We start from the raw sequence: 26,591 nt of genomic DNA on the forward strand, positions 1-26,591 counted from the left end.
TAGCATGAGAACCATAGACTGGAATGATGACTCTAATTCAATTGTAATGATAGACCAGACACTCCTCCCAATGGAGTACAAGGTCATTGAATGCAAAACGCTCGCTTCCCTTTGTGAAGCAATAAAGTCCCTGCGTGTGCGAGGAGCTCCTGCACTTGGAGCTGCCGGTGCCTATGGTATCGCACTTGCCGCAATCCTGAGCAGTGCAAGTGATATGGAAGCACTCATAAAAGATCTGAATGTTGCTGCAAAAATCATCATAGCAACAAGACCCACAGCAGTTAATCTTGCATGGGGTGTTGAAAGAACCATAAGTGCAATTTCAGATGCATACGACCTCAATGGAATCAAAGATGTGGTACTGGCAGAAGCTAAGAACATTGCTGATGAAGACGTTGCAACCAACAAGAAACTCGGAAAGCATGGGGCAAAATTGCTTGAAGATGGCGATACTGTTATGACACACTGCAACGCCGGAAAGATGGCATGTGTTGACTGGGGAACCGCACTTGGAGTTATTCGCTCTGCTGTAGAAGCAGGTAAAGATATCAAGGTCATTGCCTGTGAGACAAGACCGCTTAACCAGGGCGGCAGGATAACAACATGGGAACTCATACAGGACAATATTGACGTGACACTCATTTCTGACTCAATGTCAGGGCATGTTATGAGCAAAGGAATGGTAGACAAAGTAATTGTTGGAGCTGACAGGATTACAGGAGATGCAGTGTTCAACAAAATAGGAACCTATACGCATTCAGTCCTTGCAAGAGAACATGAGATTCCATTTTTTGTTGCAGCACCGATATCAACATTTGACCCGAACAACTGGGAAGACACTGTCACCATCGAACAGAGAGATGCAGACGAACTCCGCTTCTTTAAAGATGTGCAGATAGCACCAGCAGATGTTAAGGTTTACAATCCTGCATTTGATGCAACTCCTATGGAAAATGTCACTGCAGTAATTACAGAGAAAGGAGTATTTTACCCACCATTCCTGCTGGATGAACTCCTGGCATGAATGCACAATCTTTTAAATCATTAAAGACATGAAAGGGTCAGGTAAATTAATAATGACCACCATAGATGGTTAATATAAAGTTTATAATTACTAACTAAACACTCATTAACGCTAAATGGAGATATTATGGCACAAAAGAAATCCAGTGGCAATGGCTTGATGTCATCTGCCGGTCTTATGAGATATTACGAAGCCGACAAAAGAGCAATACATGTAGACCCAAAGACAGTTGTTGCTGTCGGTATTGTCGTTGGTCTTGCTATCCTTATACTTGATGCAAACTTTGGAATGTGGCCAGTAGTATAATCTGCCTGAAATAAAGGCATATAGCCACATTACATTCTTTTTTACAAATTCAAATTAGTATAAATTAAATATCAAAAATAGAGTTTGCTATCAGGAACGCATTTCCTTGATAGCTGCGCATATTCTTCTACAGTGATGAGTTTTGGGTGCAGTATTATCAATAAGTACCCTGCCCTTATTCTCCCACCAGCTACGAGGATAGGCTTTGTCTGCTTCAACTTCAGGATTCATTCCAAGCTTTGCTGCGGCCTGGTTTATTTCAGTAATTGTAGGGGATTCCACAGAGGTCTTTCTGGAAACAATACGACCGTCCTTCCTGGATTTGGTCTTATCGATGTATGCCGGCCAGATGACCAGTTTACCCCTGTCTTTCATCATCATGGGTTTTACAATACAACTCATTCGATTTAAATTTGACCTGAAAATGAGACAGCGATTATTCCTGTGAAGCCAAACTCGGGTGTCGAGATCAAAATAGAAAATAGTTCACAAAAAGCAATAATGATAAGTAAGAAAAATGCAGATTTTTTAAGGTGGGCAAAATGGGAGACAGATAATATTCTGAAAACTTGATAGAGCTATTGCTAAAATAATGAAGCCGAAATAAAAAGAGGAGATAGATATGGGGAGTGTAAAAAAAAGCAAAGATAATTTAAGTAAATGCATATGCATTAAATGTCCAAGTTATTCATTTGCATGCAAAGTGAAAGCTATACCTGAAAGTGCCATTAATATTTTAAAAGGTGATATAGAAAATGCAGAACACATTGAAGGACTATTCTGCGCTTTTGGAAAGAGTAAATGTATTGAAGAGAAAAAAGGCTGTATATGCCCTGATTGTGAAGTTTACAAGGAGAATATGCTGAATGAAATGTATTTCTGCCTTTAACACGGATTAAAATGAAATACATTTAGGAATCAGCTAATCTGCAATAACTCTATTACCCCCAGCCTTACAAATCTTGCATTAATTCCATGAGGTAAAGCAGGAATTACAATTTTTTAAACCTCATCGAATTCAATGCTAAGTCCACCTGATTTTTTAACAAGGGATTTTGCAAGGAAACCTGCTTCCATTCTGCAGAGATTAATTACTGCACAGGGAACAAGACAATTTGCAGAACATCCGGCTTCATGTGCCCTGTCAATTACATAATTATTTTTTATGTCCAGAATTTCCATCATCGGAACTTCCATATGAGAGATCTTTTTTATTTTTTCACACGGAGTTTCAATATCAACAATGATTGTTTTTCCATCTTTAACACCGCGCACCTTGTGCACAAAATCACAAACTGTGGAATTTACTGTAAATTCAGACAAATTATCACCTTTTTAATAGTAAGTTCAGTTCAGGAATAAAATAATGGAGTAATGAGTATGTAATCCATTATAAATGAAGTAATGGATAAGACTTAAGTATAATTATGCTACTGCCTAATATCCATGATAGATACACCCAGAGAAATAAAAGTAGAAACTGAAGTAGAGGATTTCATCCGCAAGGCAAAGAAAGACTACAGGCTTTGCACAACCTGCGGAGGGCCTGCAATTGTCCCTGCTGATATGAGTATGCCAAAGGATTCCGACATAAAAATAAAAATCGGCGAGAATAGCCTGCACGTATCCAAAGTACAGGCAAGGTACATCAGGCAGATAGAAATGAGAATGCTTCTTGGATATCTCAACTACTGCGACAGAAATGGAATTGAACCCTGAGATTGCATAATTGAAATCTCACTTTTTTGTGCAAACTTAATAATAGTCTTCATCCAGAGATTCATTGATATTTCTCAGCACTTCGGCAACAAGCATCTGAACTTCAGTTGCATGTTCCTCAGGAACTTCACTGCCTTCGGTGTCCATTAGCTTTTTGATATCTTTTACCATCTGATGAATTATCTGCAGCATTTCTTCCTGTGTTATAAGTCCGGCATAATAAGCATAAAAGAATGTTGTACCGCTACGCTGGACTTTTTTCTTGAATGATGCACGTGCGTTTGAGACTTCCTGCCTGGAATACTGCTCATCCATGAAAGGAACAAGTTCGGGGAGGTTCTCGCCTATCCATGTCATTTCCGAGTGATTGGAGATATTCTTGAAATCCGCACACATTCGGGAGATTACCCATTCACGTGCTGTAAGATGAGTTGTTTCTTTTAAAAAACGAGTTACATCGGAATAACTTTTGTTATTCATCTTTTTGAATTTCTGGTACTTATTCATCTCTATTCACCCATGTAAAACTTATTTGCATCAAACAAATAATGCGTATTGCAGCCACTGTACTACATAGGGACTCCAATATATTTAATTATAACCTGCACAATTCAACTTTTGAATGAAACTACTCATCCCAACTGACGGTTCAGTGTATTCATCAAATGCCGCGAAGGTGGCTGCAGAGATAGCTTTGAACCATGATTATAAACTTGTAGTCCTCCACGTTGTCCCTGACAAGGGATTTTCCAGAAAGACCTGGCAAAATAAAGGAGCTGATAGTGTAATTTCCATTATCACAGACATCCTCATTGAAGCAGGATGTGATGAAAATAGAATCGAGAGTATAATAGAAGATGGAAACGCACCTGAAAAAATAGTTGAAATTGCCAGAAATGAGAGTGTAGACCGAATAGTCATCGGAACACAGGGAAAGAGCGGGATTAAAAAAATAGTAGGATCAGTAACCGAAAAAGTGCTTCAGACATCTGACGCACTTGTTCTTGTGGTACCACCTAACTATAATGTGTAAGCTGTTGTTTTTAGAGGATTACTTCAGAGCTTCCATTATTGTAGTTTTTCCAGTGCGCACATCATCCATGGAGAAAACCTCCATATTGAATATTCCTTTATAATTCTCATTTTTCAATTCCTTTAAGACAGTATAATCTATAGTACCTTCCCCGGGAGCCAGATGCTGATCACCATCATATTCATCAGTCCAGACTCCACCGTTATCGTGCACATGAACATGAATAACATATGGGGCCAGAGTGTTAGCAAACTCCCTGAGCTTGTTACTGTCCCCGCCGCATGTAAGATTCGCATGACCTATGTCAAAAGTGGCGCCAAGATTGTCAGAATTCACAGCCTCAACTGCACGTACCAGTTCTTCGGCATTGCAACACAAATTTCCGGTTGATGTTCCTTCCTTATTTTCAAGACCGAGCATTACCCCAGAATCTTGCGCGTCTGATGCAAGAGTTTTCAGGTTATCTATCATTTTGTTGAAACATGATTCACGGTCATCCTCACATCCAAATCTACCGGGATGTAATACTATTGCGCCGGAACCTAATCTGGATGCCAGATCAATGGATTCACGTATAAGACGGAATTCTCTTTCGCCCATTGACGCCATGTCAACTACTACATCCTTCGGATAGGTTGGCACGTCTGCAAAATAAGGAGCATGAAGAGAGGTTTTAAGGTCACAGACTGAAAGCTCGTCAAGTAATGATTCAAGAATATCCTTCTGGAGGATTGAGTCCTTATACACTCCAAGTTTTGGCATGTAAAGCTCAACTGACTGCAATTCAGAAGCGATTTCAGAAAAACTGCCTGCAAAAGAAGATGCACCAAGTATCATACCTGAATTGTTATAGTAGTAAGTGATAAGAGTTTTGCTTTTTAGGCAATACAATAACCAAAATACTTATCTAAATTAAAGAGTACCAGCAAAGCGATGAAACTATATGCCCCCCATGTGGGACACCTTGAAGGACTGGAGGAACTGCTTACCGGTTCCAATGATATTTACGGCATTTATATGGCGGGCACACCTGACTATGTTGGTACCGGAAGGACAAACTTAAGCTCACCAGGACTGGAGGAGATAGCAGAGCAAACTGCCTATGCCCATGAAAAAGGCATGAAGATGGAAGTTGTCCTGAACAGTTCATGCATGGGCGGACAGCACCTTACAGCTGAAGGGTACAACCGTATTAACTGGTATTTCACTCAGCTACATAATATAGGCGTAGATGCAGTAACTGTTGCAGAGCCTTATTTTGTGGAAATGCTTTCCAGGGACTTTGATATGGAAGTTGTGGTTTCAGTCCTTTCATTTGTGGATTCGCCACAGAAGGCAGAGTTCTATGAAGGACTTGGTGCAGACACTATAGTAATAGATCCTGTTGTTAACAGGGACTTCGACAAACTTGAGGCAATCAGGGATTCCGTTTCATGTGACCTGAAACTTCTTGTGAACGAAGGCTGCCTTTACCAGTGTCCTCTGAGATATGCTCATTTCAATTTCTTCTCCCATGCAAACGGACCGGGGCCAAAACTGAATGTTCTGGATGATTACTACTATTATAAGTGTCTCTCACTCAGAATTAAAGATCCCCAGCAATTAATCAAATCCCCATGGATTAGGCCAGAGGATCTTAAGGAATACAAACATATTACTGATACATTCAAGATCGGAGGAAGAACTCACTTCCCCAACTGGATACTGAACAATGTGCAGGCATATGCAAATGAGTCATATGACGGAAATCTTATGGATCTGCTTGATTGTCCAAGAGACATAAGGGATCTTTTTTACATACCAAACAAAGAACTGGACGGCGCCATCAACCAGTGGAAACAGTGCAGTAAAGTTTGCAGTAAATGCGGATACTGTAAGAGACTTGCCGAAAAGATACTTAAAGTGTATTCCACAGAAGATGGAGAAAATATACTCAAGCCCCTGAAATGCGATGGAGGGCAATAATGACAATAACAGAAACATTAGCAAAGAACCGCGGTGATCTTGAGAACAAACTGAGAAACCTGCTGGCAAAACCTGTCTTTATATTAGAGCTGGATGCTTTTGCTCTTCCATGTGGTTGCAAGGGAGCTACAATAAACACAAGAGGGCTTCAAATTGATGACCTTGAAATTTTCGAGGAACACATTAATGAATACCTGAAAAATACTTCAGAGAATCTCGAAGTTGAACCATCATTTCTCTTTGCAAGACTTGTGCCTGGTACGGCAGAAGTAGCATCCCTTAACAGTAGAGTTCTTTGCAACAGATGCTACATGGATTTTGCATGCGGAACCGGCAAACAACCAAGACCAGACATATATATACTTAACTTCTCACGCAGGGAATAAAATCCTGCTTTTCAGTATTTTTTGAAATATATATTTCTACCGTTGGTTGCTATCGTTATTTTTTGAGCAGCCAAAATAGAAAGACCCGTATTTTGGCTTGTTCCATTCGAAAGGTTTAAGAAGTATTTAATATAATGCAAACCACCTGACGTTAGTCTACGCCATATTAGTTATGATAAAATATTCGAAGTTAGAATATTTTTATTTTGGCACGATTTACGCTTAATTTATACAATACAAAAAGGAGGAAATGTGAATGGAACCGCTCACAGGTATGGGCGTACTGGCACTTATGGGAGCCGCTGCAACTATTGCAGGAGCCTCTGAAGACCTTGAATCAGATGTTGGGTCACAGAGTAACCCAAACTCCCAGGTACAGTTAGCCCCTCAGATGATGTATCCACACAGGATACACAGTAAAGCTGTTTCTGGTGAACCACCATCAAATGCACTTATATGCGCTGTTGGTGGAACAACCGCATCCGTACTGATCAGCACTGGTGCATCTGCTGCCCTAGCACTTGTTATTGGAGCAATTGTGGCTGCAGCAATACACGGCACTTATTCAACTACTGCTTACATGGGCAGATCAGCAAGTCAGAAACGTTTCAAACAACCAGTTTATCTTGATGTGATTAGAAGTCACTTGCCAGTTATCATGGGATATGCATTCATCACTACATTCTGTATATTAGTGGTATCTTATCTTATGGCAACCGTTCTGGCACACCCATTCCCACTGCCACTTCTGGCATTCATTTGGGGAATTACAGTTGGTGCAATTGGATCATCAACAGGTGATGTACACTACGGTGCAGAAAGACAATTCCAGAATGTCGAATATGGATCAGGCCTTAACGCTGCAAACTCCGGTAACATCGTGAGAAAAGCAGAATCCGGTCTTAGAAATGGTATCGACAATTCATGGTTCTGTGCAAAATTCGGTGGACCTGTTACAGGTCTTGCTTTTGGTATGACCGTATTCCTCAGTGGTTGGGTCACAGCAGTCTTTGATCCAAGCAGAGGAGATGCAATTGGCTGGGTTTCAGTCCTTGCAGGTGTAATTATTGTACTTATTCTTATATTGTGGAACAGAAACATGGAAGTTGCTGCCCGCGCTGCATATGGAACATACAAAGAAGATGAAGCAGAAGCAGAGGTGGCTGCATGATTGATGTTGCAGGAATTTTAATGGCAAACATCACCTACGTAATTTTAATTACATTAGGTGGAGCACTTATTTCATGGAGTGTTCACTTCGTACCAGTAGGTGGTGCTCCAGCAGCTATGGCACAGGCAACAGGTATCGGTACAGGTACCGTACAGCTCGCAGCTGGTGCAGGTCTTACAGGTCTTGTTACAGCTGGTGCAATGATGCAAGTATCAAACAGCCCGGCACTTGTAATTGCATCCGGTGCAGTCGGTGCAATGATCATGATATCAGCAACAATGATCGTAGGAACATGGGTTTACGTATATGGTGTCGGATGTCCTCCAGCATCAGCAAAAGTAAAGTACGACCCAATTACAAAGGACAGGCAGGATCTTTATGTCTCACAGGGAACTGAAGGTCATGGACTTCCAACAGTATCATTCGTAAGTGGTGTAATCGGTGGTGCCCTTGGTGGTGTCGGTGGTTCAGTTGTATACTACGCACTTATGAGCGTTCAGAACGGACTCCCACTCGCAGACCTTGTAGGTATGGCCAGTGTTTTCGCAGTAGGTATCTTCTTTGTGAACGCAGTAATTCCATCCTATAACATTGGAGGAACTATCGAAGGTTTCCACGACCCTAAGTTCAAGAGATTCCCAAAGGCAGTTCTTGCATCCCTTATAGCAACATTCTTCTGTGCACTTATCAGTGTACTTGCAATAGGAGGTCTGTAAATGTCAGCAGGTGGAAGTGGAGCAGCCGCAGAGGCAATTCCACAGAATAATATTATCGCCTTTGGAGTATTAGGCGGACTTATAGGAATATACGGAGCATACTTCCTTGTAGGTATGGTCGGTCAGTATATGTCATTCATCGGTGCCCTTGGCGCAATATGCGGTATGATATGGGGCGCAGCAGCAGTTAGAAGAGTAGCAAGTTACGGACTTGGTACTGGTGTACCTTCAATCGGTATGCTGGCTCTTGGTATGGGAGTACTTGCATCAACATTCGGCCTTGCAGTAGGCGGTGTTGCAGGACCAGCAATCGCATTGGTTGTAGCAGCAATCATCGGCCTTATGATCGGTTTACTCGCAAACAAGGTACTTAGCATGGGAATTCCTATCATGGAAACTTCTATGACAGAAATTGCAACAGCAGGTACAATCACCATTATCGGACTTGCAATCGCAATGACAGGAACTTTTGATTTCCCTATTGTACTCAGTCAGGTAATCAGTACCGGATACATTGCAGTAATATTCATTGCAGGTGGTCTGGCAATTCTTCACCCATTCAACGCATGTCTTGGTCCGGATGAGACACAGGACAGGACACTCATTGTAGCATTGGAAAAGGGTGCAATTGCAATGATCGTTGCAGGAATTGTAGCAACAATCAATGAGGGTGCATCAGGTGCACTTACAATTCTTATTGGACTTGCATTATGGTACATAGGTTTCAGTGGATATTATGACCGTGTAAAGAGAGACGCATACGCTGTTGTCGGAACAGGTCTGTTGCCTTCTAAGGAGGAATTGGAATGAGTATGGTACACGCAGCCCCTGAGGCACATCTTGTACTGGACCCTCTAACCTCACTTCTTGCAGAAGAAAGAGAAGACATAATCCAGTATTCAATGGATCCTATAATGGAACAGCTCGACGAACTTGACAAAATAGCAGATGACCTTATCAACTCACTGTCACCAAGCAAACCACTCCTTAACACATTCGAAGGACGTGAGCACACCTCATACAGTGCTGGTTTCTATGGTAACACATTCTACGGTGTAGTAGTAGGTCTTGCTGTTGCAGGACTTATGCTCCTGGTCATGAGCGCATTAGGAGTGATGTGAAATGGCAGATAAAAGAGAACCAGCAGTCGGATGGCCAATCCTTAAAGGAGAATACGATGTTGGCGATGTCAACAACTGTGTTGCAGTCGTAACATGTGGTTCACACCTTGCAGCAGGCCCACAACTGGATGCAGGCGCATGTCTGACAGGTCCATGTAAGACCGAAAACCTTGGTCTTGAAAAAGTGGTTGCTCACGTAATATCAAACCCTAATATCAGATTCCTCCTTGTTACAGGTTCTGAAGTAAAGGGTCACATTACAGGTGAAGCAATTATCAAAATCCACGAGAATGGTGTCAAAGACAACAGGATCGTTGGTGCAACAGGTGCTATTCCTTATGTAGAAAACCTTTCAGAAGAGGCAATTGCAAGATTCCAGGAACAGATCGAATGTATCGATTTGATCGGTACAGAAGACATGGGTGCAATTACCGGAAAGATTAAGGAATTGGCAGGAAAGGACCCTGGAGCTTTCGACGCTGACCCAATGGTACTTGAGGTTGGAGAAGGAGGCGACGGCGATGCTGAGGAAGCTGGCGGACTTAAGCCAATGGCAGCTGAACTTGCAACCGTCAGAAGCAGGATACTGAGCATCAACAAGGAAATGATGGCAATCGGTAACCTCAACAAATTCCACTCCGGTGTTCACGCAGGAAAGGTAGAAGGTATAATGATCGGTCTGGCAATCACATTGTCACTTCTGGGAATGCTATTGTTCGGAGGTCAGTAATATGGCAGAAGAAGAATATGGTAAAGGCGTACCAATGGTGATTACCCCTCAGATGGGACCCATTGAAGCTGTAGTCGAGGATATCCGTTACAGAGCCCAGCTCATTGCAAGAAACCAGAAACTTGACTCTGGTGTTTCCGCAACAGGCGTAGCTGGATTCGTTGCAGGATTCATATTTGCAATCGTAATGGTAGTTATCATCCCTATGTTCGCTTGGAAGGTGATGTAAAATGACCGAAGATAGAAGCGATAGGGTACCAAGTGTGGTCACAGACCCGGAAGACTTCCAGGCTGTACTTGATAAACTCAACAAGATTGATGAGAAGGTCGAGTTCGTAAACAGTGAAGTTGCACAGCGTATTGGAAAGAAAGTTGGAAGAGACATAGGAATACTATACGGAGCTGTTGCTGGAATAATCATGTTCCTGCTTTACGTACTGTTCCTTGCACCTATGCTCGGTATTTAAATAAAGAGGTTATTCATATGTTCAAATTTGACAAGAAACAAGAGGTATACGATGTCGGCGGCGTCAAGTTTGGTGGCCAGCCAGGACAGTATCCTACAGTGCTTATTGGAACGATGTTCTACAACAGGCACAAGATCGTGACTGATGAAGACAAGGGTGTCTTCGATGTAGATGCTGCAAACAAACTCTGGCAGGGAATGGTTGACATGGGCGAAGTTACAGGTAACCCTATCGTAAACCAGATCGTCGGAGAAACCCCAGAAGCAATCAAGAAGTACATCGACTGGTTCGTAGAGGTAGATGACAAGACACCATTCCTTATCGACTCATCAGCTGGTGACGTTCGTGCAGCAGCAGCAGAGTACGTAACAGAGATCGGTGTAGCTGACAGAGCTATCTACAACTCCATCAACGCCAGTGTTCACGCTGACGAGATCGAGGCAATCAGAGAAAGTGACATCACTGCATCTATCGTCCTTGCATTCAACGCAACAGACCCAAGCGTAAAAGGAAAGCTTGAGATTCTTGAGAACGGTGGAACCGGTCAGGAAAAGGGTATGCTCGAGATTGCAAAGGAATGTGGAATCACAAAGCCACTTATCGATGTAGCAGCAACCCCACTCGGAGCAGGTTCCGGTGCATCCATGAGAGCAGTTATTGCAATCAAGGGACACCTCGGACTTCCTGTAGGTGGTGGATACCACAACATGGCTTCCGCATGGGACTGGATGAAGGCATACAAAAAGCAGTTCGAAACCAGAGAAGAGAAGCAGGCAATCTACATGCCAGCTGATATCGGAACAAACCTTGTACCACAGATACTTGGTTCAAACTTCCAGCTCTTTGGTCCTATCGAGAACACTGACAAAGTATTCCCTGCAACAGCAATGGTTGACATTATGCTTGCAGAGACCGCAAAGGAACTCGGCCTTGAGATCATGGACGAGAACCACCCAATCAACAAGCTGGTATAAACCAGCTTTCTTCTTTCTTTTTTCATCTAAATAACAAAGTAAAGAGCCGTAGGTATAATAGGAACCCACTCCCCAACCTGCATCGGCCATACAACACTCGGAGTTGTGTATATCAAATATTCACCTGATAACATATAATATTTGTGAGTATTTCTATATACATAGAACATCACTCCACCATACCCCTATAGCAGAAAATAATTAAAGAAACAAATACTATCAACAAACATGACCGAGGTAATGCTTGTATGGGACAATCCTTTGTTATTTGAAAAACTATTCACTGAACATGGAATTAAATGCCAGAGAATTGTATCTGACTCCATTGGTACACCTTTTATTCCCCCGTGCAAATGTGTTGTAATACCCACAGGATTTGCAAATAAAGCATATACCAGCATACTGCCTGGCATTGAGAGAAATGCCAAAAGTTTTGAGAAATTTGTAAGAGGAGGAGGAAATCTGGTAATATTCAGTCCGGTTGTTCCAGAATATGATTACAAGTGGCTGCCAATGGAACTTGAATATAAACAGGAATATCAGGTAACTCATATTTGCAAAGAAACAGAACATGAAGCCCAATGCCTTGTTGAAGACACATGCTCTGAAGTTGAATTTGATGGTTATTTCTCAAAAACAGATGGAGAAGTTATATTCAGAAGCGATGAAGGTAACCCCCTAATGGTGGTAAAGGAACTGGGAGAAGGTAAAATAATTGCAACTACAATTCATGAATTTCCTTCAGGAAATTTCCTTAAATGGATAAATGAAACTGCAAAAAAGAGCAAATTGTAAAGTGCAAGTTACAATTTAAACTACAATAATAATTTAGTTTTTAAAATCTTTTTCTAGTTGCTCTGCAATATCTTTAGCATCAGAAACCCTGAGAACAAAAATACCGAAACATGGCTTGATGAACTGGAAAAAAACCTCATCCCCCTTTACACCCACCGGGATATTATCACCCATCAGTGCCACACCACGAAGCCTGTAACCACCAGGTACATGGTAAACCATATCTGACTTTTCCTGAATAAGTTTCTCTGACTGTGCAGGAGTAACTCCTTTCTGTAGAATCTCAAATGGAATATCATTAATACAGGCCATGATAACACCTACCGATTATTCAACCATTACAAGATTGCCAACTTTAATACCTTTTTCCGTGATACGACCAACAATTTTACCACCTGTCATGCTGGCAGCTTTCTCTGCCTGATCCTGAGGCAAAATTATGACAAAGCCCATTCCCATGTTGAAGGTTTTATACATCTCAAAGTCATCGACATTACCCTCTTTCTGGAGGAACTTGAAAATATCATTTGGTTCAATCGGATCGTAGAAATCAAATCCAAGACTTGTAACCCTTTTAAGCTTTAACAAACCACTGCCGGTTATGTGAGCAAGTCCGTGAACATCACATTCTTTGATAACATCAAGAACTTCCATATAGATCCTTGTAGGAATAAGAAGCTCATCACCAATGGTGGTGGATTCATCATATGGGAACTTGTCATGATAAGAGTATGACGACTGTTCCATGATATTTCTCACAAGAGTGTACCCATTACTGTGAACACTGTCTGCAGGAATACCTACAATAGCATCTCCCATCTGAACTTTTTCTCCTGTAATGATACTTTCTTTTTTGACCATGCCAAGGCAGGTTCCTGCAAGGTCAAAGCCGTTAATAATATCCGGAAGTGTTGCAGTCTCGCCGCCAACTATAGACATACGAGAAATCTCTGCACCTTTTCTCAGACCCTCACCGATCTGTGCGGCAAAATCCTCATCATGTTTCTCAAGTGCAAGATAATCCACAAATGAAATTGGCTCTGCACCTATTGCAAGAAGGTCATTTACATTCATTGCAATGCAGTCAATTCCAACTGTATTCCAGCGTTTCATCTCATTTGCAATCAGAACCTTTGAACCAACACCATCGGTAGCAAGTGCAAGGGCATATTCTCCAAAGTCGATAAGTCCTGCATAATGACCTATACCGGTCAAAGGTGCACCCAGACCCTCACGCATATAGTCCATACTCTTTGTGAGTGCCTTTATGGTCACTTCTTCCTTTTCGATGTCTACCCCAGATTCTGCATACGTAAGGTGTTTATCTTTCATTGAGATCCCCTGCATTGTTTATCAAGTTCAAATTCGCCGTGTAAGGTCTTAACAGCTTCCAATGCCTGCCCGGAACTTACCACAAAAGAAATATTGTGCTGTGATGAACCCTGACTGATCATAATAATATTAATTCCGGCTTTTCCAAGTGAATTGAATACTTTCCCTGCAACTCCCGGAATGCCATCCATGCCTGCACCGACAACAGCTACAACACATACTTCGCGGTCATAGGCAACATCACCCACAACATTTGTTGTGAATTCTGATCTGACCGCTCCAACTGCTGCTTCAAGATGATCTTCGTTGACCACCAGTGACATGTTCGCTTCTGATGAGCCCTGACTGATCATGATAATATTAACTCCGGCATTTGCAAGTGCAGAAAATACCCTTGCAGCCGTTCCTATGGTGCCAACCATGCCTGCACCACTTATATTGATAAGAGCAACTTTGTTAATGAGTGTAACAGCTTTAACTACATCTTCTCTGCACTGCTGTTCGGCAACAATAAGAGTTCCCGGGAAATCCGGCTCAAATGTGTTCTTCACACGTACCGGAATTCTATGCCTGATTGCAGGCTCAATTGTCCGTGGATGAAGCACTTTTGCTCCGAAATATGAAAGCTCCATTGCTTCAATATAAGAGATCTGTGGAATCGGACTTGCTTCAGCAACGATCTTTGGATCGGTTGTCAGAATTCCATGAACTTCTTTCCACAGCCATATTTCATCAGCATCAATTGAAGCACCGATTATAGAAGCAGAGAAGTCGGAGCCGCCCCTTCCAAGTGTTGTGATTATTTCCTGTTTATCCTGAGCTATAAAGCCTGTCACAACAGGTATGTGATCTGTGAGCAATGGACTCAGTCTTTCATTAACTCTGGTATAGCTGTCCTCTAGAGGTTTGGCATCACCATAATTGGAATCTGTAATTATACCTGCCTCACCACCTGTGAATGCCTTTGATGGAGTACCGAGTGAACGAATCGAACCGCTTACAATAGGCACTGCGAGACGCTCACCGTATGAAGAAATATAATCAATGGAACGATTGGTGAGTTCACCAAGATAGCAGATTCCTATCAAAGCCTTTTCAAGCTCATCGACCCTGCTGTCTATTACCTCAACACATTCTGACCTGATATCCTCATCATCAATTGCAACATTTATAGCATCGTAATGTTTTTTGCTGAGATCTGCGATGAATTCCTTTACCTGGCTAACTTTACCATTTTTAGATACATCTTTTGCCGTGTTCAGCAAACCATCTGTAACGCCACCAAGCGCAGATGTCACTGCCACAAGTTCATTGCCATCCATGTGAAACTGTCTTAACAGTTCTGCAACATGTCGGATCTTTTCGCCGTTTTCCACGGAAGTCCCGCCGAACTTCATTACGATTCTCATTGATACAACCCTTTAGTTTGTCAGCTAATTGCGTCTATAAACAATAAAGAGTAATATAAAGATTATGTGTAAACCTATGTTCTAAAAAAAATCAATCGAAGAATATAGGCTTACCTGAACTTGTTAAAGAATGTGAAGAATAACAGGAAAACACCTGCTGTCACTATGAGGGATACAGCATTTGACACACCGGTAGATGAAGTCCATGATGAAAGAGATGAAACTGAATCCTTTGTGTCTGATGATTCTTCAGTATCTGATGATGAATCCTTGATAGAATCATCGGATTTAGATATATTGGAAGTTATGTTATAGGTTTTTGAAATTTCAGTTGCTGCCGTATTTGCAAGCTCTACAATAGACTCTGTAATATTGTCCTTGATATTTACGGATACAGAGAAATCTTCCGAATAATAAGAAGTATCATCATCCTCATTTATTGCTACAAGAGTTGCTTTGTGAATGCCTGAATTCATTTCATCGGTTACGGCCTTGTAGACACCAGGGCTTGCATTGTATCTGGAATCCAGAATTTCACCATCCACCAGAATGCGTACTTCCGAATATGACTCGTTCAATGAATAGCTGACAATTGCAATTCTTCCGGCTTTGAGTCCTCCATCCACAGGCGAAGATACATCAATATCCAGACCATCAGGAAGTTCATCTGAAGAGGAGACCTGAATTTGTTTCAATGACACATGATTCAGGAATACTGTGACTTCGTCATCCGTCTCAAAAAAAGCTTTCACGTTGGCAAGGAAGACGGTTTCCGGATTTCCATCCGAATAAACTGTGTAGTAAAAGTATTCATCATCTTCCACCTCATCCTCTTTGAGCAATTTACCATTAAGTCTTAATTCAAGGGTCACTTCGTCATCATCCACATCTGTGGCTTCCAGTGTATAGAGACCTGAGAGTTCCAGCTCAGAATCTGTTTTCAATGAATAACTTTTGTCAAGCAACAGGTAATTTTCAACATCTTCAACCAGATCCATATATTGTTCAATATAGAGAGTGGAATACACCACACCATCCTCTTCATCCACATCACCTTCTGTGGTAATTTTCAGGATAAAGTAATCAATCTCTTCATCTTCGTCATCATCCTCGTCTTCGACTATCGAGCGAATGTATTCTAATGGTTGATCTTCTTTAGCAAAATTGTCATCCAATTCTACTTCTTCCCCGTTAAGGTAGAGTTCAATCCAGACATCACCGCTTTTGCTATTCATGTCCAGTACTTTGAAGGAGTAACCCTGTTCAAGAAAGATCTCATCCTGCACTGCCACCTGAGGTTCAGAGTAATGGATCATTGCCTTTGTTCTCACACCTGATGCGGGAGACACACATAACAAAAGGATACATACAGAGATAATTACAAAATGTATATATTTCATCGAAACCTCACACTTAAAACCAATAAAATGACAGAACTTTTACCATTTTCATGGCATTATTACTGTCTTATGGTTTTTATTGATTTCTATTAATATAGGTGATAATATGAAATATGTAGTACTCATCGGAGATGGCATGGCAGATGAGCCTCTTGAGGAACTTGGTGGCATGACAGTTCTTCAGAAAGCCAACACATCCAACATGGATTACCTTGCAACTTACGGCAGGGCAGGACTTGCACAGACAGTTCCGGAAGGCATGCATCCGGGAAGTGATGTGGCCAATATGTCAATTGTAGGGTACGATCCGAAAAAGTACTATACAGGCAGGTCACCCCTTGAAGCCGCGAGCATGGGCGTGGAACTTGAAAAAGATGATGTGGCCTTCCGCTGCAACCTGATAACCATCAAGGATGATCTGATAGCTGACTACAGTTCCGAACATATTACTAATGAGGAAGCTAAGGAACTGATAGAAAGCATTGATGCAGAACTTGGAGATGAAAAGGTCAGGTTTTATCCGGGAATCAGTTACCGTCATCTTATGGTAGGCAAGAAAGGACTTGGTGCAAATACCGAATGTGTACCTCCACATGATGTTATTGATGAAAACAGATATGAGCACATGCCAAAAGGTGAAGACAGTGAACTAATCTGTGAACTGACCGAAAAATCCATGGATATACTGAAAGACCATCCTGTCAACCTTAAAAGAATTGAACAAGGCAAGAACCCAGGAAATTCCATATGGCTCTGGGGACAGGGATATGCACCTGCATTCACACCTTTTGGAGAACTGTACAGTCTCAAAGGAGCTATTATATCAGCAGTTGATCTTGTGAAAGGAATAGGAATCTATGCAGGTCTTGATGTTATCGAAGTACCTGGTGCAACAGGATATCTTGACACAAATTATCTGGGCAAGGCAGAATACGCAATTGATGCACTCAAAGACCATGATTTTGTATTTGTACATGTGGAAGCTCCTGATGAAGCCGGACACATGGGCAATATGAATGCAAAGATTCAGGCCATTGAGGATTTTGATGATAAGGTTGTAGGTACAGTGCTAAAAGCAGCTAAGGAAATGGATGAAGATGTAACCATAATGGTACTTCCTGACCATCCGACACCTATAGCACTGAGAACCCACACATCCAATCCAATACCTGTAGCTATTTACTGCACTTCACAAAAAGTATCAGATGATGCCGATGCATTTAACGAGGAAGCTGTAAAGAAAGGAACTCTCGGGACAGTTTACGCAGCGGATCTTGTAAGAAAACTTATTGATGGCGAGTGGGCTCAATAACCCACCCCACAATGCCTCTTGCATTCTTTTTTAAATTTAAAAAACACTCATTATTTATATATAGAAAAACTTAGATATTATTTATAGTGGGAGTATCTGTTTTTTGGATAGTTCCATCCATATATAAACAAGAGAGTGGTAAAATGAAGTTTGGACTAACACCATGGTCACCATCCACAGCCTCAAGGTGGGACCCGTTTGATGATATGAGGCAGATGCAGGAGCGCCTTAACCGTTTGTTTGGAGATAGCGAACGGAGTTCGGATATGATGGACATTGATACATTATCCCCTCTGGTTGATATCAAGGAAGAAGATAACAACATCATTGTTACAACAGATCTTCCAGGTGTCAGCAAAGATGATGTTGACATTGATATAAGTAACAATAGAGTTTGGATTAAGGCCAACATGCACAAGGAGTCAGAAGATCAAAAAGAAGGCTACCTTATGCGTGAGAGAACTTACAGCCGGTTTGCAAGAGCATTCAACCTTCCATCCATGGTAAATGAAGATGCTGCATGTGCCAAGCTTGAGAACGGTGTGCTTACTATCACAATGCCAAAGGCGGAGATAGAAGAAAAGCACAGGATAATGATCGAATAAAGATTACTTCAGGTCCGATTATTCGGACTTCTTTTTTATTACCCCTACTAATATTATTCGTCATTCGATAATTTTATATTGCGGCATCAGTTAGAAATATCATCATCCTTTGCTCAGTCGGGGTAACTGTCATCATCGCCGCAAAAAAGTACAACGCAAATATAGTATATTACTTTTCTCTGAAGAAAAGTGATGATTATGGTGTTTCAAACTTGTAAATGAGCTTACAATATTCAATATATCCAACAATATCAATATGCTTAAATAATAACAACCCAGACTCTAAAATTGGTTTTAAAAGTGTGGTTGGTTCATACTAAAATCAAAATGATCTGTGTATAGTTACATCAGTTAAAAATTACACAGTCTTAATAATTTTAAATAGATGCGGGCCATCCACATGAGAGAATGGTAAATTATGAGAAGAGCATTAATTGAAACTATTAGCAGATCTGAAAAAAGAAAGGATGTTTTACTGCTCCTGCAAAACGGACCAGTTAGCATGTCAAATATTTTACAAGCACTTGATGTCAGCAGAAATGCCCTCCTTCCCCAGATGAAAATATTAGAGGAGGCTCATTTAATTAAAAAAAATGAAAAAGATGACACATATTTTCTTTCTAAATTCGGGGAAATCATAATCAGAGATCTGGAACCATTGCTCAGCACTCTTGAGGTGCTTGAAAAACAGATGGACTATCTTTTAAGCCACAATATAGACTTCGTACCAGCTGAACTTTTGTATCGAATTAGAGAACTAAAAACTTGTAAACTTATAGAACCTGATTTACATGAAGCTCTGGATTTGAGTCAGATTGCAATTGAGAAATGCCTTAAATCTGAAAAGATATTCTGTGTAACATCTATATACCACTCTGAATATCCACCCCTATTCACCAAATATGCAAAAAATAGGTCAGAGTTCAACTTTGTTATTACAAGAGATGTGCTCGCGAAGTTTATCAAAGATGACAAACAAAAACTTGAAGAACTCATTCAATATCCAAATATCAATTTTTACATATACCCCTATAAAATGGAACTTTCCGCTTTGCTGATGGCTACAGATCTTATGTTACTAAGGCTCTTGGCGTTTAATGAGATTTATGACCCACGATATCTCATCTCCAGTGAACAGGAAGCTATTATCTGGGGAAAGGAACTTTTTGATCACTATTTCAGCAAAGCTGAGCCCCTCTTAAGTGTTGAATAAACAGTATTCAAAACAAGTTGGAAGGGAAGTAAGTACAATAATAGATTTATAGAGTTACGATTTTGCTTCAATTTTGTGGTTGGTTGATAGTTGTAGATTGAAACTTGTACTTACTTCAATAATCCACTCCCGACATATATTATTGTAAGTTTCAGATATAAACTAACCTTGTATGAATTTAACATAGCATTATTAATTAACATAAGAGCATTATTCACAACAACATAATCATATCTATTGGAGATTTTTAAATTGAAAATGCAGGCATTTACTGTAGAAAACATCCCTTTGATAAAAGAAGGAGACGATATTGCATCGATTATCTGTGAAAATACTACCATAGAAGATAATGACATTGTTGTAATAGCTTCTACCATTGTTGCCAAAGCAGAAGGCAGGATGTTCAGACTGGAAGATATAATACCCGGAGAAAGAGCACTGACTATTGCATCAAAGCATAATCTTGATGCAAGATTTGTACAGGCAGTACTTGACCGTAGCAAGGAAGTGCTGGTAGATTACCCAATATTTTTGGTTGAAACACATAACGGACATGTCTGCATTAAAGCAGGAATTGACGAATCAAATGTTGATGTAGGCTATCTGGCAGATCTGCCATCTAATCCTGATGAAAGTACATCCCGGATTGGAGAGGCGATTGAGCAGATTACCGGAAAGAAAATCAGCGTCATACTCACAGATACCAACGGCAGAGCATTTAAAATAGGACAGACTGGAATTGCCATTGGTGTTTACAGGATACATCCGATAAAGAACTGGAAAGGACAGAAAGACCTGTTTGGAAACACCCTTGAAATTACAGAAGAAGCAATTGCAGATGAGATTGCAGGAGCTGCAAACCTGCTCATGGGAGAAGGTGACGGCGGATATCCGGTAGTCATTATCAGAGGACTGGAACTTAGATCAGAAGAGTCATCCATTCAGGAAATATACCGTAGTGACCGGGAAGATATAATTAAAAAGGGACTTCGCTGTTTAAGCAAAGTCTGATACCGGGATGTTAACAACCTCTACACCGGATTCCTCAAAGAAAACAAGTGAATCTGCATCCGGGTAAGGCTGGATGTAAACAACTTTTTTGATATTTGAATTGATTATCATTTTTGCGCAGAGTATGCATGGCTGGTGAGTGCAGTAAAGTGTGGCACCATCTGTGCTGACACCATGCAGGGCAGCCTGGATAATTGCATTCTGTTCAGCATGTACCGCACGGCATTTTTCATGACGGGTACCTGAAGCAATATTATTTTGCTGTCTTATACAACCTATATCAAGACAATGTTCCATATTTCTCGGTGCACCATTATAACCTGTGGAAAGTATACGTTTATCCCTGGCAATTACGGCTCCAACTCTGTTTCGCAAGCAAGTGGAGCGTTTGGCCACAACCGTAGCTATCTCAAGAAAATACTCATCTATACTTGGCCTTTCAGTCATCGTTTAAATGAAGCAGTAAGTGGTATATATAAGTTGTAGTGTAAGAGGTAATCATCAATTTCAATTGCTTATATAGATGAAATTGAGTAGTTATTATTTCTGGAGCATAGAAACATGGAAGTCGGTTTGACTGAACGTTTAGATTCTTTTGTTAGAAAACATGACGATCGTCAGCTTGCAGCATTACCGCTTATTGTATTTGTTATTTCATTAATTATACTTGCAATTACTTTTGCAAGCAGCGGATCACCTGTAAAGCTTGGAATGGATTTTGAAGGCGGAACTATGATCTCAATGGCAAGCCAGGAAAGTGTGGCAGCCATTCAGCAGAAGTATGCAGATTACCCTATCACCGACGTCAGACAGGCCGGATCACGTATAATAATGCAGTTTGGGCCAATGAACGATGAACTGCAGCAGGAGCTTACAACTGATGTGATAGAGTCCTACGAGAATGTTGAGATTAATCAGGTAGGACCAGTATACGGTGCAAGCCTGCAGAAACAGGCAGTAAAAGCAGTAATTATATCATTCATAGGAATGGCAATTGTGGTCTTTTTGATATTCAGAACATTCGTACCATCCGTAGCTGTAGTCATTTCAGCAATATCAGACATAGCAATTGCAGCAGCATTCATGAACATCGTAGGAATTGAACTGTCCCTTGGCACAGTTGCAGCCCTTTTGATGCTCATCGGTTATTCGGTAGACAGTGATATTTTGCTTACAACAAGAGTTTTGAAACGACGTGGAACCCCACAGGAAAACATCAGCAACGCAATGCATACAGGTGTCACAATGACAACAACAACCCTTGCAGCTCTTGTGGCAATGTACTTTGTTTCCACATTCTCCTACGTTCTCAGCCCATCATTTTCACAAATTACCCTTCTTTCAAACATATCCATCGTCCTCATTTTCGGACTGGTTGCAGATATGATGAACACCTGGATGCTTAACACATCAATTCTCAGGTGGCATGTCACAAGTGTCGGCACAAGGAGGAGAAAAGCATGAGGGACGATGAAAATCAGAGCCTGTTCAAAGATATCAGGGTCATTGTATTTATTATTGCAATACTTGGTTCTATGATATTCATACATCCAGGTTACAGCTCTGACGAAGGTTTCACAACCAACCTCAACTACGGACTTGATCTTGAAGGTGGTTCCTGGCTTCAGCTCAAACTTCAGGGTGCTGTTGCACAGCTTGACGCAGACGAAGGCCTTCTTGTAAAAGAAATCGTCAATATCAACCTTGTAGAAGACGTTAATATTGCATCCGTAAATGAAGAGGAAGATGATATAACAGTAACTTTCACATCAGCTTCGATACTTACCAATAATCAGATGGATCAGCTTGGAGTTGGCCAGACAACGATTTCACGAAGCAATAACGTTACACAGGTAGTGCTTCACTCAACTAAAGAGACACTCATCAGCACATACCTTGCAGACACGCTGAAAACAGAAGTAATTCCAACACTTATTTCTGATGGAGTGGAATATGAAATCAGGACTGCAATTACACAGGAAGAACTTGAAGCCCTGATGGAAAAGGTTGGAGGTTTTATTGTAACTGACATCAACGGAGATCCTGTCTACAAGGAAGGAGTTACAACCGAAACCAGAGACCTTACAAAAGAAATCCTCAGTGACAAGCTAAATTCCATCGGACTTAAAGACATACCAGTAAAAACAGTCGGTGAAGATTACATTCTTATTGACTTTGCAGGAATTGACCTTGCAACTGCCAAGAACATCGCAGAGAAACCTGGTAAATTTGAGATAAGAATCGTAACCCAGGGCAATGAATCCAAACACGTGCTTTACGGTGATGAAATAGAATCCGTAAGCATCGTAGGATATCATGAAGACCAGGGACAATGGTATGTTCCATTCACCCTGACAGATGCCGGTGCCCAGGCACTTCAGGAAATTGCCATTGAAACCGGTGCAACTCAGGATCCGATGTCACATAACCTTGTAATGTACCTGGATGAGAACGAGGTTTATAGTGCGCCTCTCAGTTACTCTGCAGCAGACAAGCTGGAACAAGCACCAATATACTCATGGCAGGCTTCAACCGGCGCTGACGAAGAAAGTAAGACAAGAGCAGAGGAATTACAGATTCACCTGCGTGCAGGTGCGTTACCTGTGAATGTCGAACTTATGGGATCAGGCCATGTGGATGCATCCCTTGGACAGCAATTCAAGACACAGGCTGTTATTGCAGGAATGATTGCACTTCTTGCAGTTGCGTTTGTGATTTTCAGGAAATATAACAAACCTGCTATTCTGATACCAATGGTCAGCACTTCAATAAGTGAAGTAATAATGATCCTTGGTTTTGCAGCAGCAATCGGATGGCAACTTGACCTTGCAAGTATAGCTGGTATCATAGCAGCCATAGGAACAGGTATTGACCACCTTGTTATAATTACTGATGAAGTGCTGTATGAAGGAAAACTCCCGCCAAGAAAAGTTTATCTTTCAAGGATTACAAAAGCATTCGGGATCATATTTGCAGCATCTGCAACAACCATTATCGCAATGTCACCACTTGTCATAATGGGATTTGGAAGCCTGAAAGGATTTGCAATCACAACAATCGTTGGTGTCCTTATTGGAATACTGATCGCAAGACCAGTTTATGGTAAGGTCATCCATGAAGTGCTTGCAAAAGGTGCAGAAGCTGAAGCAGAGTAAGGAGATATATAATGAAGGACCTGTGGACTGTAAAATACCGGCCAAAGACCTTTGATGAGATTATCGGTAACGAACAATCCCTGGACATGATCAGGAAACTGGCCATGTCCAATAACCTTCCTCATCTTGTGTTCCACGGCCCGGAAAACTCAGGCAAGTCAAGTGCAGCCTTTGCACTTGCCTTTGAACTGTATGGAGATGATTACGAGCGGAATCTCGCTTACTTCAATGCGTCTGATTTCTTTGAACAGGGTAAAAGCTACCTTGTGCGTGATAAAAGATTCCTGCGTATCATAGGCACTGATGATCCTAAAAAGATATCAGGCAGTGTAATCCATATTTTCAAAGAAATAATTAATGAATATGCCAGCATGGCACCCGTAGATGCAGACTACAAAATCATATTTATTGACAATGCAGAATCACTTAACTCAGATTCACAGCATGCCCTTAGAAGAATTATGGAGAAATACACGACAACCTGCCGTTTTATATTCTCTACCACACAGCCTTCTAAACTTATTACTCCTTTAAGATCCAGAGGACTGCAATTATTTTTCACACATGTATCTGATGACAAAATGACAAAGTTCATCTCAGAAGTTGCGGAAAATGAAGGACTTAACATAAGTACTGATGGCATTGCAGCACTTGTATATCACGCAAAAGGCAATGTTGCCAAAGCTTTAAACACTTTACAGGTTGCTTCGATTCAACCTGGAAATGAAAGCATGGATACGCAGCAAATATATGATGCAGCTCTTGGAGAACAATCCGAAAATATTAACAAGCTCTTTGAGTCCATGGTTGGAAAGAATATTCTTGAAGCCAGAAAGAATATTGATGAACTGATTCTGGGAGAAGGGTTATCAGGACAGGAAATTCTCTTGCAGCTACATCAGGCTACTGTAAACTCAAACGAACCTGATGACATTATTGCCAGATGGGTCACAAAGATAGCTGACACTGATATCTATCTTACTGAGAGTGCGAACGAGAGAATACAGATAGAAGCCCTTGTTGCAGGGTTTTGTCAGCAGGATGCCAATTTATAATCAGATTTGATGGCTCATGACTGATAACGATAAGACTAATTTTGAAACAGCATGTCGCAAAATACTTGACATGGTGCTGGATGGCACCATTAAAGATGAGAAAGAGCTCAATAATTCCAAGAAAAAAATAGCAAAGGAGTTTCGCCTTTCCACCCTTCCAAAAAATGCTGACATCATTATATCAGGAAATGATAACGAGCAAGAAATTGTCAGGGCTGTTCTTCAGCGCAAACCGGTGCGAACAATTTCAGGCGTTGCAGTAATTGCTGCGATGACATCGCCTGCACCATGTCCTCACGGAATATGCGTTCCATGTCCCGGAGGACCTAATTCTGAATTCCATTCACCACAGAGTTACATGGGAAGGGAACCTTCCACCATGCGAGCCATACAGTTTGAATACGACCCGTATAAAATTGTAACAAACAGATTGACCCAGCTAAAACAGATAGGACATGAGGTAAAAAAAGCCGAACTGATAGTCATGGGAGGTACATTTTCCGCAAGGCCAATAGATTATCAGGAATGGTACGCAAAACGCTGTCTTGAAGCCATGAATGATTTTTATGGAGATTCATGGAGGCAGGAAGCAAATCCAATTGGTAAAACTATTCCATATTACACCATAGAGGACGTGCAGAAAGCAAATGAGACTGCAGAGGTGAAGAACACCGGAATTACCTTTGAGACACGTCCGGACTGGGCTAAAACACACCACATAGACAAGATGCTTGAACTTGGTGCCACCAAAGTAGAGATTGGTGTCCAGAGTACTTATGATTTCATACTTGAGAGAATGAAACGCGGACACACAGTTGCTGAAAGCATTGAAGCTAACAGGATACTTAGGGACAGCGCACTGAAGGTAGGATTCCACATGATGCCAGGACTTCCTGGAACAGACATAGAAATGGACATCAGGAATTTCAAACGACTTTTTGATGAGCCGGGATTCAGACCTGATTACCTGAAAATATATCCGACTCTGGTTACTGAAGGTACTGAACTTCACAGAATGTGGAAAGAAGGAAAATACCAAGCTATTGGAGACGACGAAGCAACACTGATGCTTTCGGAAATTAAATCATTCATCCCTAAATGGGTCAGATTACAACGTATACAAAGAGATATTCCATCACCGCAGATACTTGCAGGTGTAAGGAAAAGTAACATACGACAGCTAGCACACGAACATCTGGAAGAGCATGGAGGTAAGTGCCGCTGTATCAGATGCCGTGAAGTCGGGCATAACATGCTAAAAGGAAATGAACCTGATATTGAGAACATAGAACTAACTGTTGAATCATACGAATGTTGTGGTGGACAGGAACACTTTATTGCCTTTGAAGACATTGAAAAGGACATCCTTATAGGATTTTTAAGATTAAGATTCCCGGCAAGACCACACCGTGAAGAGCTTTCCGGTGCAGCACTTGTAAGAGAACTACACATATACGGATCAACCGTAGCTGTGGGTAAAGAAGCCGGCATGAATGACTGGCAACACAGAGGCTATGGCAGAGAGTTAATTACACATGCAGAAGAGCTTGCAAGAGATGCAGGATACAATAAACTTGCCATAATAAGTGGTATAGGTGTTCGTGGTTACTATAAGAAGGTAGGCTATGAACTTGAAAAAGCATACATGGTAAAAAGCTTGCTGTGAAACTTGACCAGAAAGTTTTATTAGTG

Annotated in this window: 33 protein-coding genes; 24 read left to right on the top strand and 9 right to left on the bottom strand. The window is 41.2% G+C overall.

Annotation, left to right across the window (positions count from 1 at the left end; translation table 11 throughout):
- Window positions 1-4 precede the first annotated feature (4 nt).
- On the top strand, window positions 5-1,024 hold the full coding sequence (locus METTI_RS04870; RefSeq protein WP_023844710.1) for an S-methyl-5-thioribose-1-phosphate isomerase: 1,020 nt from the start codon (window positions 5-7) through the stop codon (window positions 1,022-1,024).
- A 126-nt stretch (window positions 1,025-1,150) separates the two neighbouring features.
- Complete coding sequence (locus METTI_RS04875; RefSeq protein ID WP_023844711.1) at window positions 1,151-1,330, top strand: preprotein translocase subunit Sec61beta; 180 nt, start codon at window positions 1,151-1,153, stop codon at window positions 1,328-1,330.
- Window positions 1,331-1,420: 90 nt separating this feature from the next.
- On the opposite strand, the gene METTI_RS04880 is transcribed toward METTI_RS04875, so the two are convergent.
- Window positions 1,421-1,705: a signal recognition particle protein Srp19 gene (locus tag METTI_RS04880; protein WP_048135834.1), complete on the bottom strand. Its 285-nt coding sequence runs from the start codon at window positions 1,703-1,705 to the stop codon at window positions 1,421-1,423.
- Window positions 1,706-1,952: 247 nt separating this feature from the next.
- Here METTI_RS04880 and METTI_RS04885 point away from each other — a divergent pair, with 247 nt between their 5' ends.
- A complete protein-coding gene (locus tag METTI_RS04885) occupies window positions 1,953-2,219 on the top strand; it encodes a DUF2769 domain-containing protein (RefSeq protein WP_023844713.1) in 267 nt (88 codons plus the stop codon).
- Between the two features lie 113 nt (window positions 2,220-2,332).
- Here METTI_RS04885 and METTI_RS04890 read toward each other — a convergent pair whose 3' ends face one another.
- On the bottom strand, window positions 2,333-2,653 hold the full coding sequence (locus METTI_RS04890; protein WP_023844714.1) for a DUF6951 family protein: 321 nt from the start codon (window positions 2,651-2,653) through the stop codon (window positions 2,333-2,335).
- A 123-nt stretch (window positions 2,654-2,776) separates the two neighbouring features.
- On the opposite strand from METTI_RS04890, the gene METTI_RS04895 reads away from it, so the two are divergent.
- Window positions 2,777-3,049 (top strand): hypothetical protein, encoded by a 273-nt coding sequence (locus METTI_RS04895; RefSeq protein WP_023844715.1) that lies wholly within the window; start codon window positions 2,777-2,779, stop codon window positions 3,047-3,049.
- 36 nt (window positions 3,050-3,085) lie between these two features.
- Here the strand turns inward: METTI_RS04895 and METTI_RS04900 are convergent, their stop codons facing one another.
- Window positions 3,086-3,556: a DUF5806 family protein gene (locus METTI_RS04900; protein WP_023844716.1), complete on the bottom strand. Its 471-nt coding sequence runs from the start codon at window positions 3,554-3,556 to the stop codon at window positions 3,086-3,088.
- A gap of 115 nt (window positions 3,557-3,671) precedes the next feature.
- On the opposite strand from METTI_RS04900, the gene METTI_RS04905 reads away from it, so the two are divergent.
- The gene (locus METTI_RS04905) at window positions 3,672-4,082 is read left to right on the top strand and encodes a universal stress protein (RefSeq protein WP_023844717.1); all 411 of its coding nucleotides are present in this window, start codon (window positions 3,672-3,674) and stop codon (window positions 4,080-4,082) included.
- Window positions 4,083-4,100: 18 nt separating this feature from the next.
- Here METTI_RS04905 and METTI_RS04910 read toward each other — a convergent pair whose 3' ends face one another.
- A complete protein-coding gene (locus METTI_RS04910; RefSeq protein WP_023844718.1) occupies window positions 4,101-4,919 on the bottom strand; it encodes a sugar phosphate isomerase/epimerase family protein in 819 nt (272 codons plus the stop codon).
- 96 nt (window positions 4,920-5,015) lie between these two features.
- On the opposite strand from METTI_RS04910, the gene METTI_RS04915 reads away from it, so the two are divergent.
- The 11 genes from METTI_RS04915 to METTI_RS04965 all read left to right on the top strand — a co-directional run bounded on the left by METTI_RS04915 (window position 5,016) and on the right by METTI_RS04965 (window position 12,407).
- Window positions 5,016-6,047, top strand: coding sequence for a peptidase U32 family protein (locus METTI_RS04915; protein ID WP_023844719.1), 1,032 nt, complete (start codon window positions 5,016-5,018; stop codon window positions 6,045-6,047).
- Window positions 6,047-6,433, top strand: coding sequence for a DUF5402 family protein (locus METTI_RS04920; protein WP_023844720.1), 387 nt, complete (start codon window positions 6,047-6,049; stop codon window positions 6,431-6,433). Before METTI_RS04915 ends, METTI_RS04920 begins: the two co-directional genes overlap by 1 nt.
- 256 nt (window positions 6,434-6,689) lie before the next feature.
- Entirely contained in the window at window positions 6,690-7,604 is a 915-nt protein-coding gene (mtrE, locus tag METTI_RS04925) for a tetrahydromethanopterin S-methyltransferase subunit E (protein ID WP_023844721.1), read from the top strand.
- Window positions 7,601-8,320, top strand: a complete 720-nt coding sequence (gene mtrD / locus METTI_RS04930) for a tetrahydromethanopterin S-methyltransferase subunit D (protein WP_023844722.1) — start codon at window positions 7,601-7,603, stop codon at window positions 8,318-8,320. Before mtrE ends, mtrD begins: the two co-directional genes overlap by 4 nt.
- A complete protein-coding gene (mtrC, locus tag METTI_RS04935) occupies window positions 8,321-9,130 on the top strand; it encodes a tetrahydromethanopterin S-methyltransferase subunit MtrC (protein WP_023844723.1) in 810 nt (269 codons plus the stop codon).
- Window positions 9,127-9,441, top strand: coding sequence for a tetrahydromethanopterin S-methyltransferase subunit B (locus tag METTI_RS04940; protein ID WP_023844724.1), 315 nt, complete (start codon window positions 9,127-9,129; stop codon window positions 9,439-9,441). The genes mtrC and METTI_RS04940 overlap by 4 nt, the downstream gene beginning before the upstream one ends.
- Window position 9,442: 1 nt before the next feature.
- On the top strand, window positions 9,443-10,171 hold the full coding sequence (mtrA, locus tag METTI_RS04945) for a tetrahydromethanopterin S-methyltransferase subunit A (protein WP_023844725.1): 729 nt from the start codon (window positions 9,443-9,445) through the stop codon (window positions 10,169-10,171).
- 1 nt (window position 10,172) lies between these two features.
- The gene (locus METTI_RS04950) at window positions 10,173-10,400 is read left to right on the top strand and encodes a tetrahydromethanopterin S-methyltransferase subunit F (RefSeq protein ID WP_023844726.1); all 228 of its coding nucleotides are present in this window, start codon (window positions 10,173-10,175) and stop codon (window positions 10,398-10,400) included.
- Window position 10,401: 1 nt separating this feature from the next.
- Window positions 10,402-10,638: a tetrahydromethanopterin S-methyltransferase subunit MtrG gene (gene mtrG, locus METTI_RS04955; RefSeq protein WP_023844727.1), complete on the top strand. Its 237-nt coding sequence runs from the start codon at window positions 10,402-10,404 to the stop codon at window positions 10,636-10,638.
- 17 nt (window positions 10,639-10,655) lie between these two features.
- A complete protein-coding gene (gene mtrH / locus METTI_RS04960; protein ID WP_023844728.1) occupies window positions 10,656-11,612 on the top strand; it encodes a tetrahydromethanopterin S-methyltransferase subunit H in 957 nt (318 codons plus the stop codon).
- 228 nt (window positions 11,613-11,840) lie between these two features.
- A complete protein-coding gene (locus tag METTI_RS04965; RefSeq protein ID WP_023844730.1) occupies window positions 11,841-12,407 on the top strand; it encodes a hypothetical protein in 567 nt (188 codons plus the stop codon).
- 33 nt (window positions 12,408-12,440) lie between these two features.
- On the opposite strand, the gene METTI_RS04970 is transcribed toward METTI_RS04965, so the two are convergent.
- The 4 genes from METTI_RS04970 to METTI_RS04985 form a co-directional block, all read right to left on the bottom strand.
- Window positions 12,441-12,719, bottom strand: coding sequence for a DUF1894 domain-containing protein (locus METTI_RS04970; RefSeq protein ID WP_023844731.1), 279 nt, complete (start codon window positions 12,717-12,719; stop codon window positions 12,441-12,443).
- 15 nt (window positions 12,720-12,734) lie between these two features.
- Window positions 12,735-13,739, bottom strand: a complete 1,005-nt coding sequence (gene purM, locus METTI_RS04975) for a phosphoribosylformylglycinamidine cyclo-ligase (RefSeq protein WP_023844732.1) — start codon at window positions 13,737-13,739, stop codon at window positions 12,735-12,737.
- Window positions 13,736-15,148, bottom strand: coding sequence for an aspartate kinase (locus METTI_RS04980; protein WP_023844733.1), 1,413 nt, complete (start codon window positions 15,146-15,148; stop codon window positions 13,736-13,738). The genes purM and METTI_RS04980 overlap by 4 nt, the downstream gene beginning before the upstream one ends.
- Window positions 15,149-15,258: 110 nt before the next feature.
- Window positions 15,259-16,548, bottom strand: coding sequence for a hypothetical protein (locus tag METTI_RS04985; RefSeq protein WP_023844734.1), 1,290 nt, complete (start codon window positions 16,546-16,548; stop codon window positions 15,259-15,261).
- 106 nt (window positions 16,549-16,654) lie between these two features.
- Between METTI_RS04985 and METTI_RS04990 the strand changes: the two genes are divergently transcribed.
- The 4 genes from METTI_RS04990 to METTI_RS05005 all read left to right on the top strand — a co-directional run bounded on the left by METTI_RS04990 (window position 16,655) and on the right by METTI_RS05005 (window position 20,689).
- Window positions 16,655-17,860 carry a cofactor-independent phosphoglycerate mutase gene (locus tag METTI_RS04990; RefSeq protein WP_023844735.1) on the top strand — a complete coding sequence of 402 codons (1,206 nt, stop codon included), beginning with the start codon at window positions 16,655-16,657 and terminating at the stop codon, window positions 17,858-17,860.
- A 143-nt stretch (window positions 17,861-18,003) separates the two neighbouring features.
- Window positions 18,004-18,465 carry an Hsp20/alpha crystallin family protein gene (locus tag METTI_RS04995; RefSeq protein ID WP_023844736.1) on the top strand — a complete coding sequence of 154 codons (462 nt, stop codon included), beginning with the start codon at window positions 18,004-18,006 and terminating at the stop codon, window positions 18,463-18,465.
- 418 nt (window positions 18,466-18,883) lie between these two features.
- On the top strand, window positions 18,884-19,678 hold the full coding sequence (locus tag METTI_RS05000; RefSeq protein WP_023844737.1) for a helix-turn-helix transcriptional regulator: 795 nt from the start codon (window positions 18,884-18,886) through the stop codon (window positions 19,676-19,678).
- Window positions 19,679-19,930: 252 nt separating this feature from the next.
- Entirely contained in the window at window positions 19,931-20,689 is a 759-nt protein-coding gene (locus METTI_RS05005) for a coenzyme F420-0:L-glutamate ligase (RefSeq protein ID WP_023844738.1), read from the top strand.
- Here METTI_RS05005 and METTI_RS05010 read toward each other — a convergent pair.
- The gene (locus tag METTI_RS05010) at window positions 20,675-21,136 is read right to left on the bottom strand and encodes a deoxycytidylate deaminase (RefSeq protein ID WP_023844739.1); all 462 of its coding nucleotides are present in this window, start codon (window positions 21,134-21,136) and stop codon (window positions 20,675-20,677) included. The two genes, METTI_RS05005 and METTI_RS05010, sit on opposite strands and share 15 nt — an antisense overlap.
- A 114-nt stretch (window positions 21,137-21,250) precedes the next feature.
- On the opposite strand from METTI_RS05010, the gene METTI_RS05015 reads away from it, so the two are divergent.
- From METTI_RS05015 to METTI_RS05030, 4 genes are read left to right on the top strand one after another with little or no spacing between them, the layout of a single operon-like run.
- Window positions 21,251-22,153, top strand: coding sequence for a protein translocase subunit SecF (locus METTI_RS05015; protein WP_023844740.1), 903 nt, complete (start codon window positions 21,251-21,253; stop codon window positions 22,151-22,153).
- Complete coding sequence (locus METTI_RS05020) at window positions 22,150-23,844, top strand: preprotein translocase subunit SecD (protein WP_023844741.1); 1,695 nt, start codon at window positions 22,150-22,152, stop codon at window positions 23,842-23,844. Before METTI_RS05015 ends, METTI_RS05020 begins: the two co-directional genes overlap by 4 nt.
- Window positions 23,845-23,855: 11 nt before the next feature.
- A complete protein-coding gene (locus METTI_RS05025; RefSeq protein ID WP_023844742.1) occupies window positions 23,856-24,899 on the top strand; it encodes an AAA family ATPase in 1,044 nt (347 codons plus the stop codon).
- Between the two features lie 16 nt (window positions 24,900-24,915).
- Window positions 24,916-26,565, top strand: coding sequence for a tRNA uridine(34) 5-carboxymethylaminomethyl modification radical SAM/GNAT enzyme Elp3 (locus METTI_RS05030; RefSeq protein WP_023844743.1), 1,650 nt, complete (start codon window positions 24,916-24,918; stop codon window positions 26,563-26,565).
- Window positions 26,566-26,591: the final 26 nt, after the last annotated feature.

Origin of the sequence: Methanolobus tindarius DSM 2278 (assembly GCF_000504205.1) — an archaeon.
GTDB lineage: Archaea > Halobacteriota > Methanosarcinia > Methanosarcinales > Methanosarcinaceae > Methanolobus > Methanolobus tindarius.

Excerpts from the sequence above, each read along its gene's own strand:
- METTI_RS04870 (WP_023844710.1), top strand. The coding sequence starts at position 5 with ATGAGAACCATAGACTGGAATGATGACTCTAATTCAATTGTAATGATA.
- METTI_RS04875 (WP_023844711.1), top strand. The coding sequence starts at position 1,151 with ATGGCACAAAAGAAATCCAGTGGCAATGGCTTGATGTCATCTGCCGGT.
- METTI_RS04880 (WP_048135834.1), bottom strand. The coding sequence starts at position 1,705 with ATGAAAGACAGGGGTAAACTGGTCATCTGGCCGGCATACATCGATAAG.
- METTI_RS04885 (WP_023844713.1), top strand. The coding sequence starts at position 1,953 with ATGGGGAGTGTAAAAAAAAGCAAAGATAATTTAAGTAAATGCATATGC.
- METTI_RS04895 (WP_023844715.1), top strand. The coding sequence starts at position 2,777 with ATGATAGATACACCCAGAGAAATAAAAGTAGAAACTGAAGTAGAGGAT.
- METTI_RS04900 (WP_023844716.1), bottom strand. The coding sequence starts at position 3,556 with ATGAATAAGTACCAGAAATTCAAAAAGATGAATAACAAAAGTTATTCC.
- METTI_RS04905 (WP_023844717.1), top strand. The coding sequence starts at position 3,672 with ATGAAACTACTCATCCCAACTGACGGTTCAGTGTATTCATCAAATGCC.
- METTI_RS04910 (WP_023844718.1), bottom strand. The coding sequence starts at position 4,919 with ATGATACTTGGTGCATCTTCTTTTGCAGGCAGTTTTTCTGAAATCGCT.
- METTI_RS04915 (WP_023844719.1), top strand. The coding sequence starts at position 5,016 with ATGAAACTATATGCCCCCCATGTGGGACACCTTGAAGGACTGGAGGAA.
- METTI_RS04920 (WP_023844720.1), top strand. The coding sequence starts at position 6,047 with ATGACAATAACAGAAACATTAGCAAAGAACCGCGGTGATCTTGAGAAC.
- mtrE (WP_023844721.1), top strand. The coding sequence starts at position 6,690 with ATGGAACCGCTCACAGGTATGGGCGTACTGGCACTTATGGGAGCCGCT.
- mtrD (WP_023844722.1), top strand. The coding sequence starts at position 7,601 with ATGATTGATGTTGCAGGAATTTTAATGGCAAACATCACCTACGTAATT.
- mtrC (WP_023844723.1), top strand. The coding sequence starts at position 8,321 with ATGTCAGCAGGTGGAAGTGGAGCAGCCGCAGAGGCAATTCCACAGAAT.
- METTI_RS04940 (WP_023844724.1), top strand. The coding sequence starts at position 9,127 with ATGAGTATGGTACACGCAGCCCCTGAGGCACATCTTGTACTGGACCCT.
- mtrA (WP_023844725.1), top strand. The coding sequence starts at position 9,443 with ATGGCAGATAAAAGAGAACCAGCAGTCGGATGGCCAATCCTTAAAGGA.
- METTI_RS04950 (WP_023844726.1), top strand. The coding sequence starts at position 10,173 with ATGGCAGAAGAAGAATATGGTAAAGGCGTACCAATGGTGATTACCCCT.
- mtrG (WP_023844727.1), top strand. The coding sequence starts at position 10,402 with ATGACCGAAGATAGAAGCGATAGGGTACCAAGTGTGGTCACAGACCCG.
- mtrH (WP_023844728.1), top strand. The coding sequence starts at position 10,656 with ATGTTCAAATTTGACAAGAAACAAGAGGTATACGATGTCGGCGGCGTC.
- METTI_RS04965 (WP_023844730.1), top strand. The coding sequence starts at position 11,841 with ATGACCGAGGTAATGCTTGTATGGGACAATCCTTTGTTATTTGAAAAA.
- METTI_RS04970 (WP_023844731.1), bottom strand. The coding sequence starts at position 12,719 with ATGGCCTGTATTAATGATATTCCATTTGAGATTCTACAGAAAGGAGTT.
- purM (WP_023844732.1), bottom strand. The coding sequence starts at position 13,739 with ATGAAAGATAAACACCTTACGTATGCAGAATCTGGGGTAGACATCGAA.
- METTI_RS04980 (WP_023844733.1), bottom strand. The coding sequence starts at position 15,148 with ATGAGAATCGTAATGAAGTTCGGCGGGACTTCCGTGGAAAACGGCGAA.
- METTI_RS04985 (WP_023844734.1), bottom strand. The coding sequence starts at position 16,548 with ATGAAATATATACATTTTGTAATTATCTCTGTATGTATCCTTTTGTTA.
- METTI_RS04990 (WP_023844735.1), top strand. The coding sequence starts at position 16,655 with ATGAAATATGTAGTACTCATCGGAGATGGCATGGCAGATGAGCCTCTT.
- METTI_RS04995 (WP_023844736.1), top strand. The coding sequence starts at position 18,004 with ATGAAGTTTGGACTAACACCATGGTCACCATCCACAGCCTCAAGGTGG.
- METTI_RS05000 (WP_023844737.1), top strand. The coding sequence starts at position 18,884 with ATGAGAAGAGCATTAATTGAAACTATTAGCAGATCTGAAAAAAGAAAG.
- METTI_RS05010 (WP_023844739.1), bottom strand. The coding sequence starts at position 21,136 with ATGACTGAAAGGCCAAGTATAGATGAGTATTTTCTTGAGATAGCTACG.
- METTI_RS05015 (WP_023844740.1), top strand. The coding sequence starts at position 21,251 with ATGGAAGTCGGTTTGACTGAACGTTTAGATTCTTTTGTTAGAAAACAT.
- METTI_RS05020 (WP_023844741.1), top strand. The coding sequence starts at position 22,150 with ATGAGGGACGATGAAAATCAGAGCCTGTTCAAAGATATCAGGGTCATT.
- METTI_RS05025 (WP_023844742.1), top strand. The coding sequence starts at position 23,856 with ATGAAGGACCTGTGGACTGTAAAATACCGGCCAAAGACCTTTGATGAG.
- METTI_RS05030 (WP_023844743.1), top strand. The coding sequence starts at position 24,916 with ATGACTGATAACGATAAGACTAATTTTGAAACAGCATGTCGCAAAATA.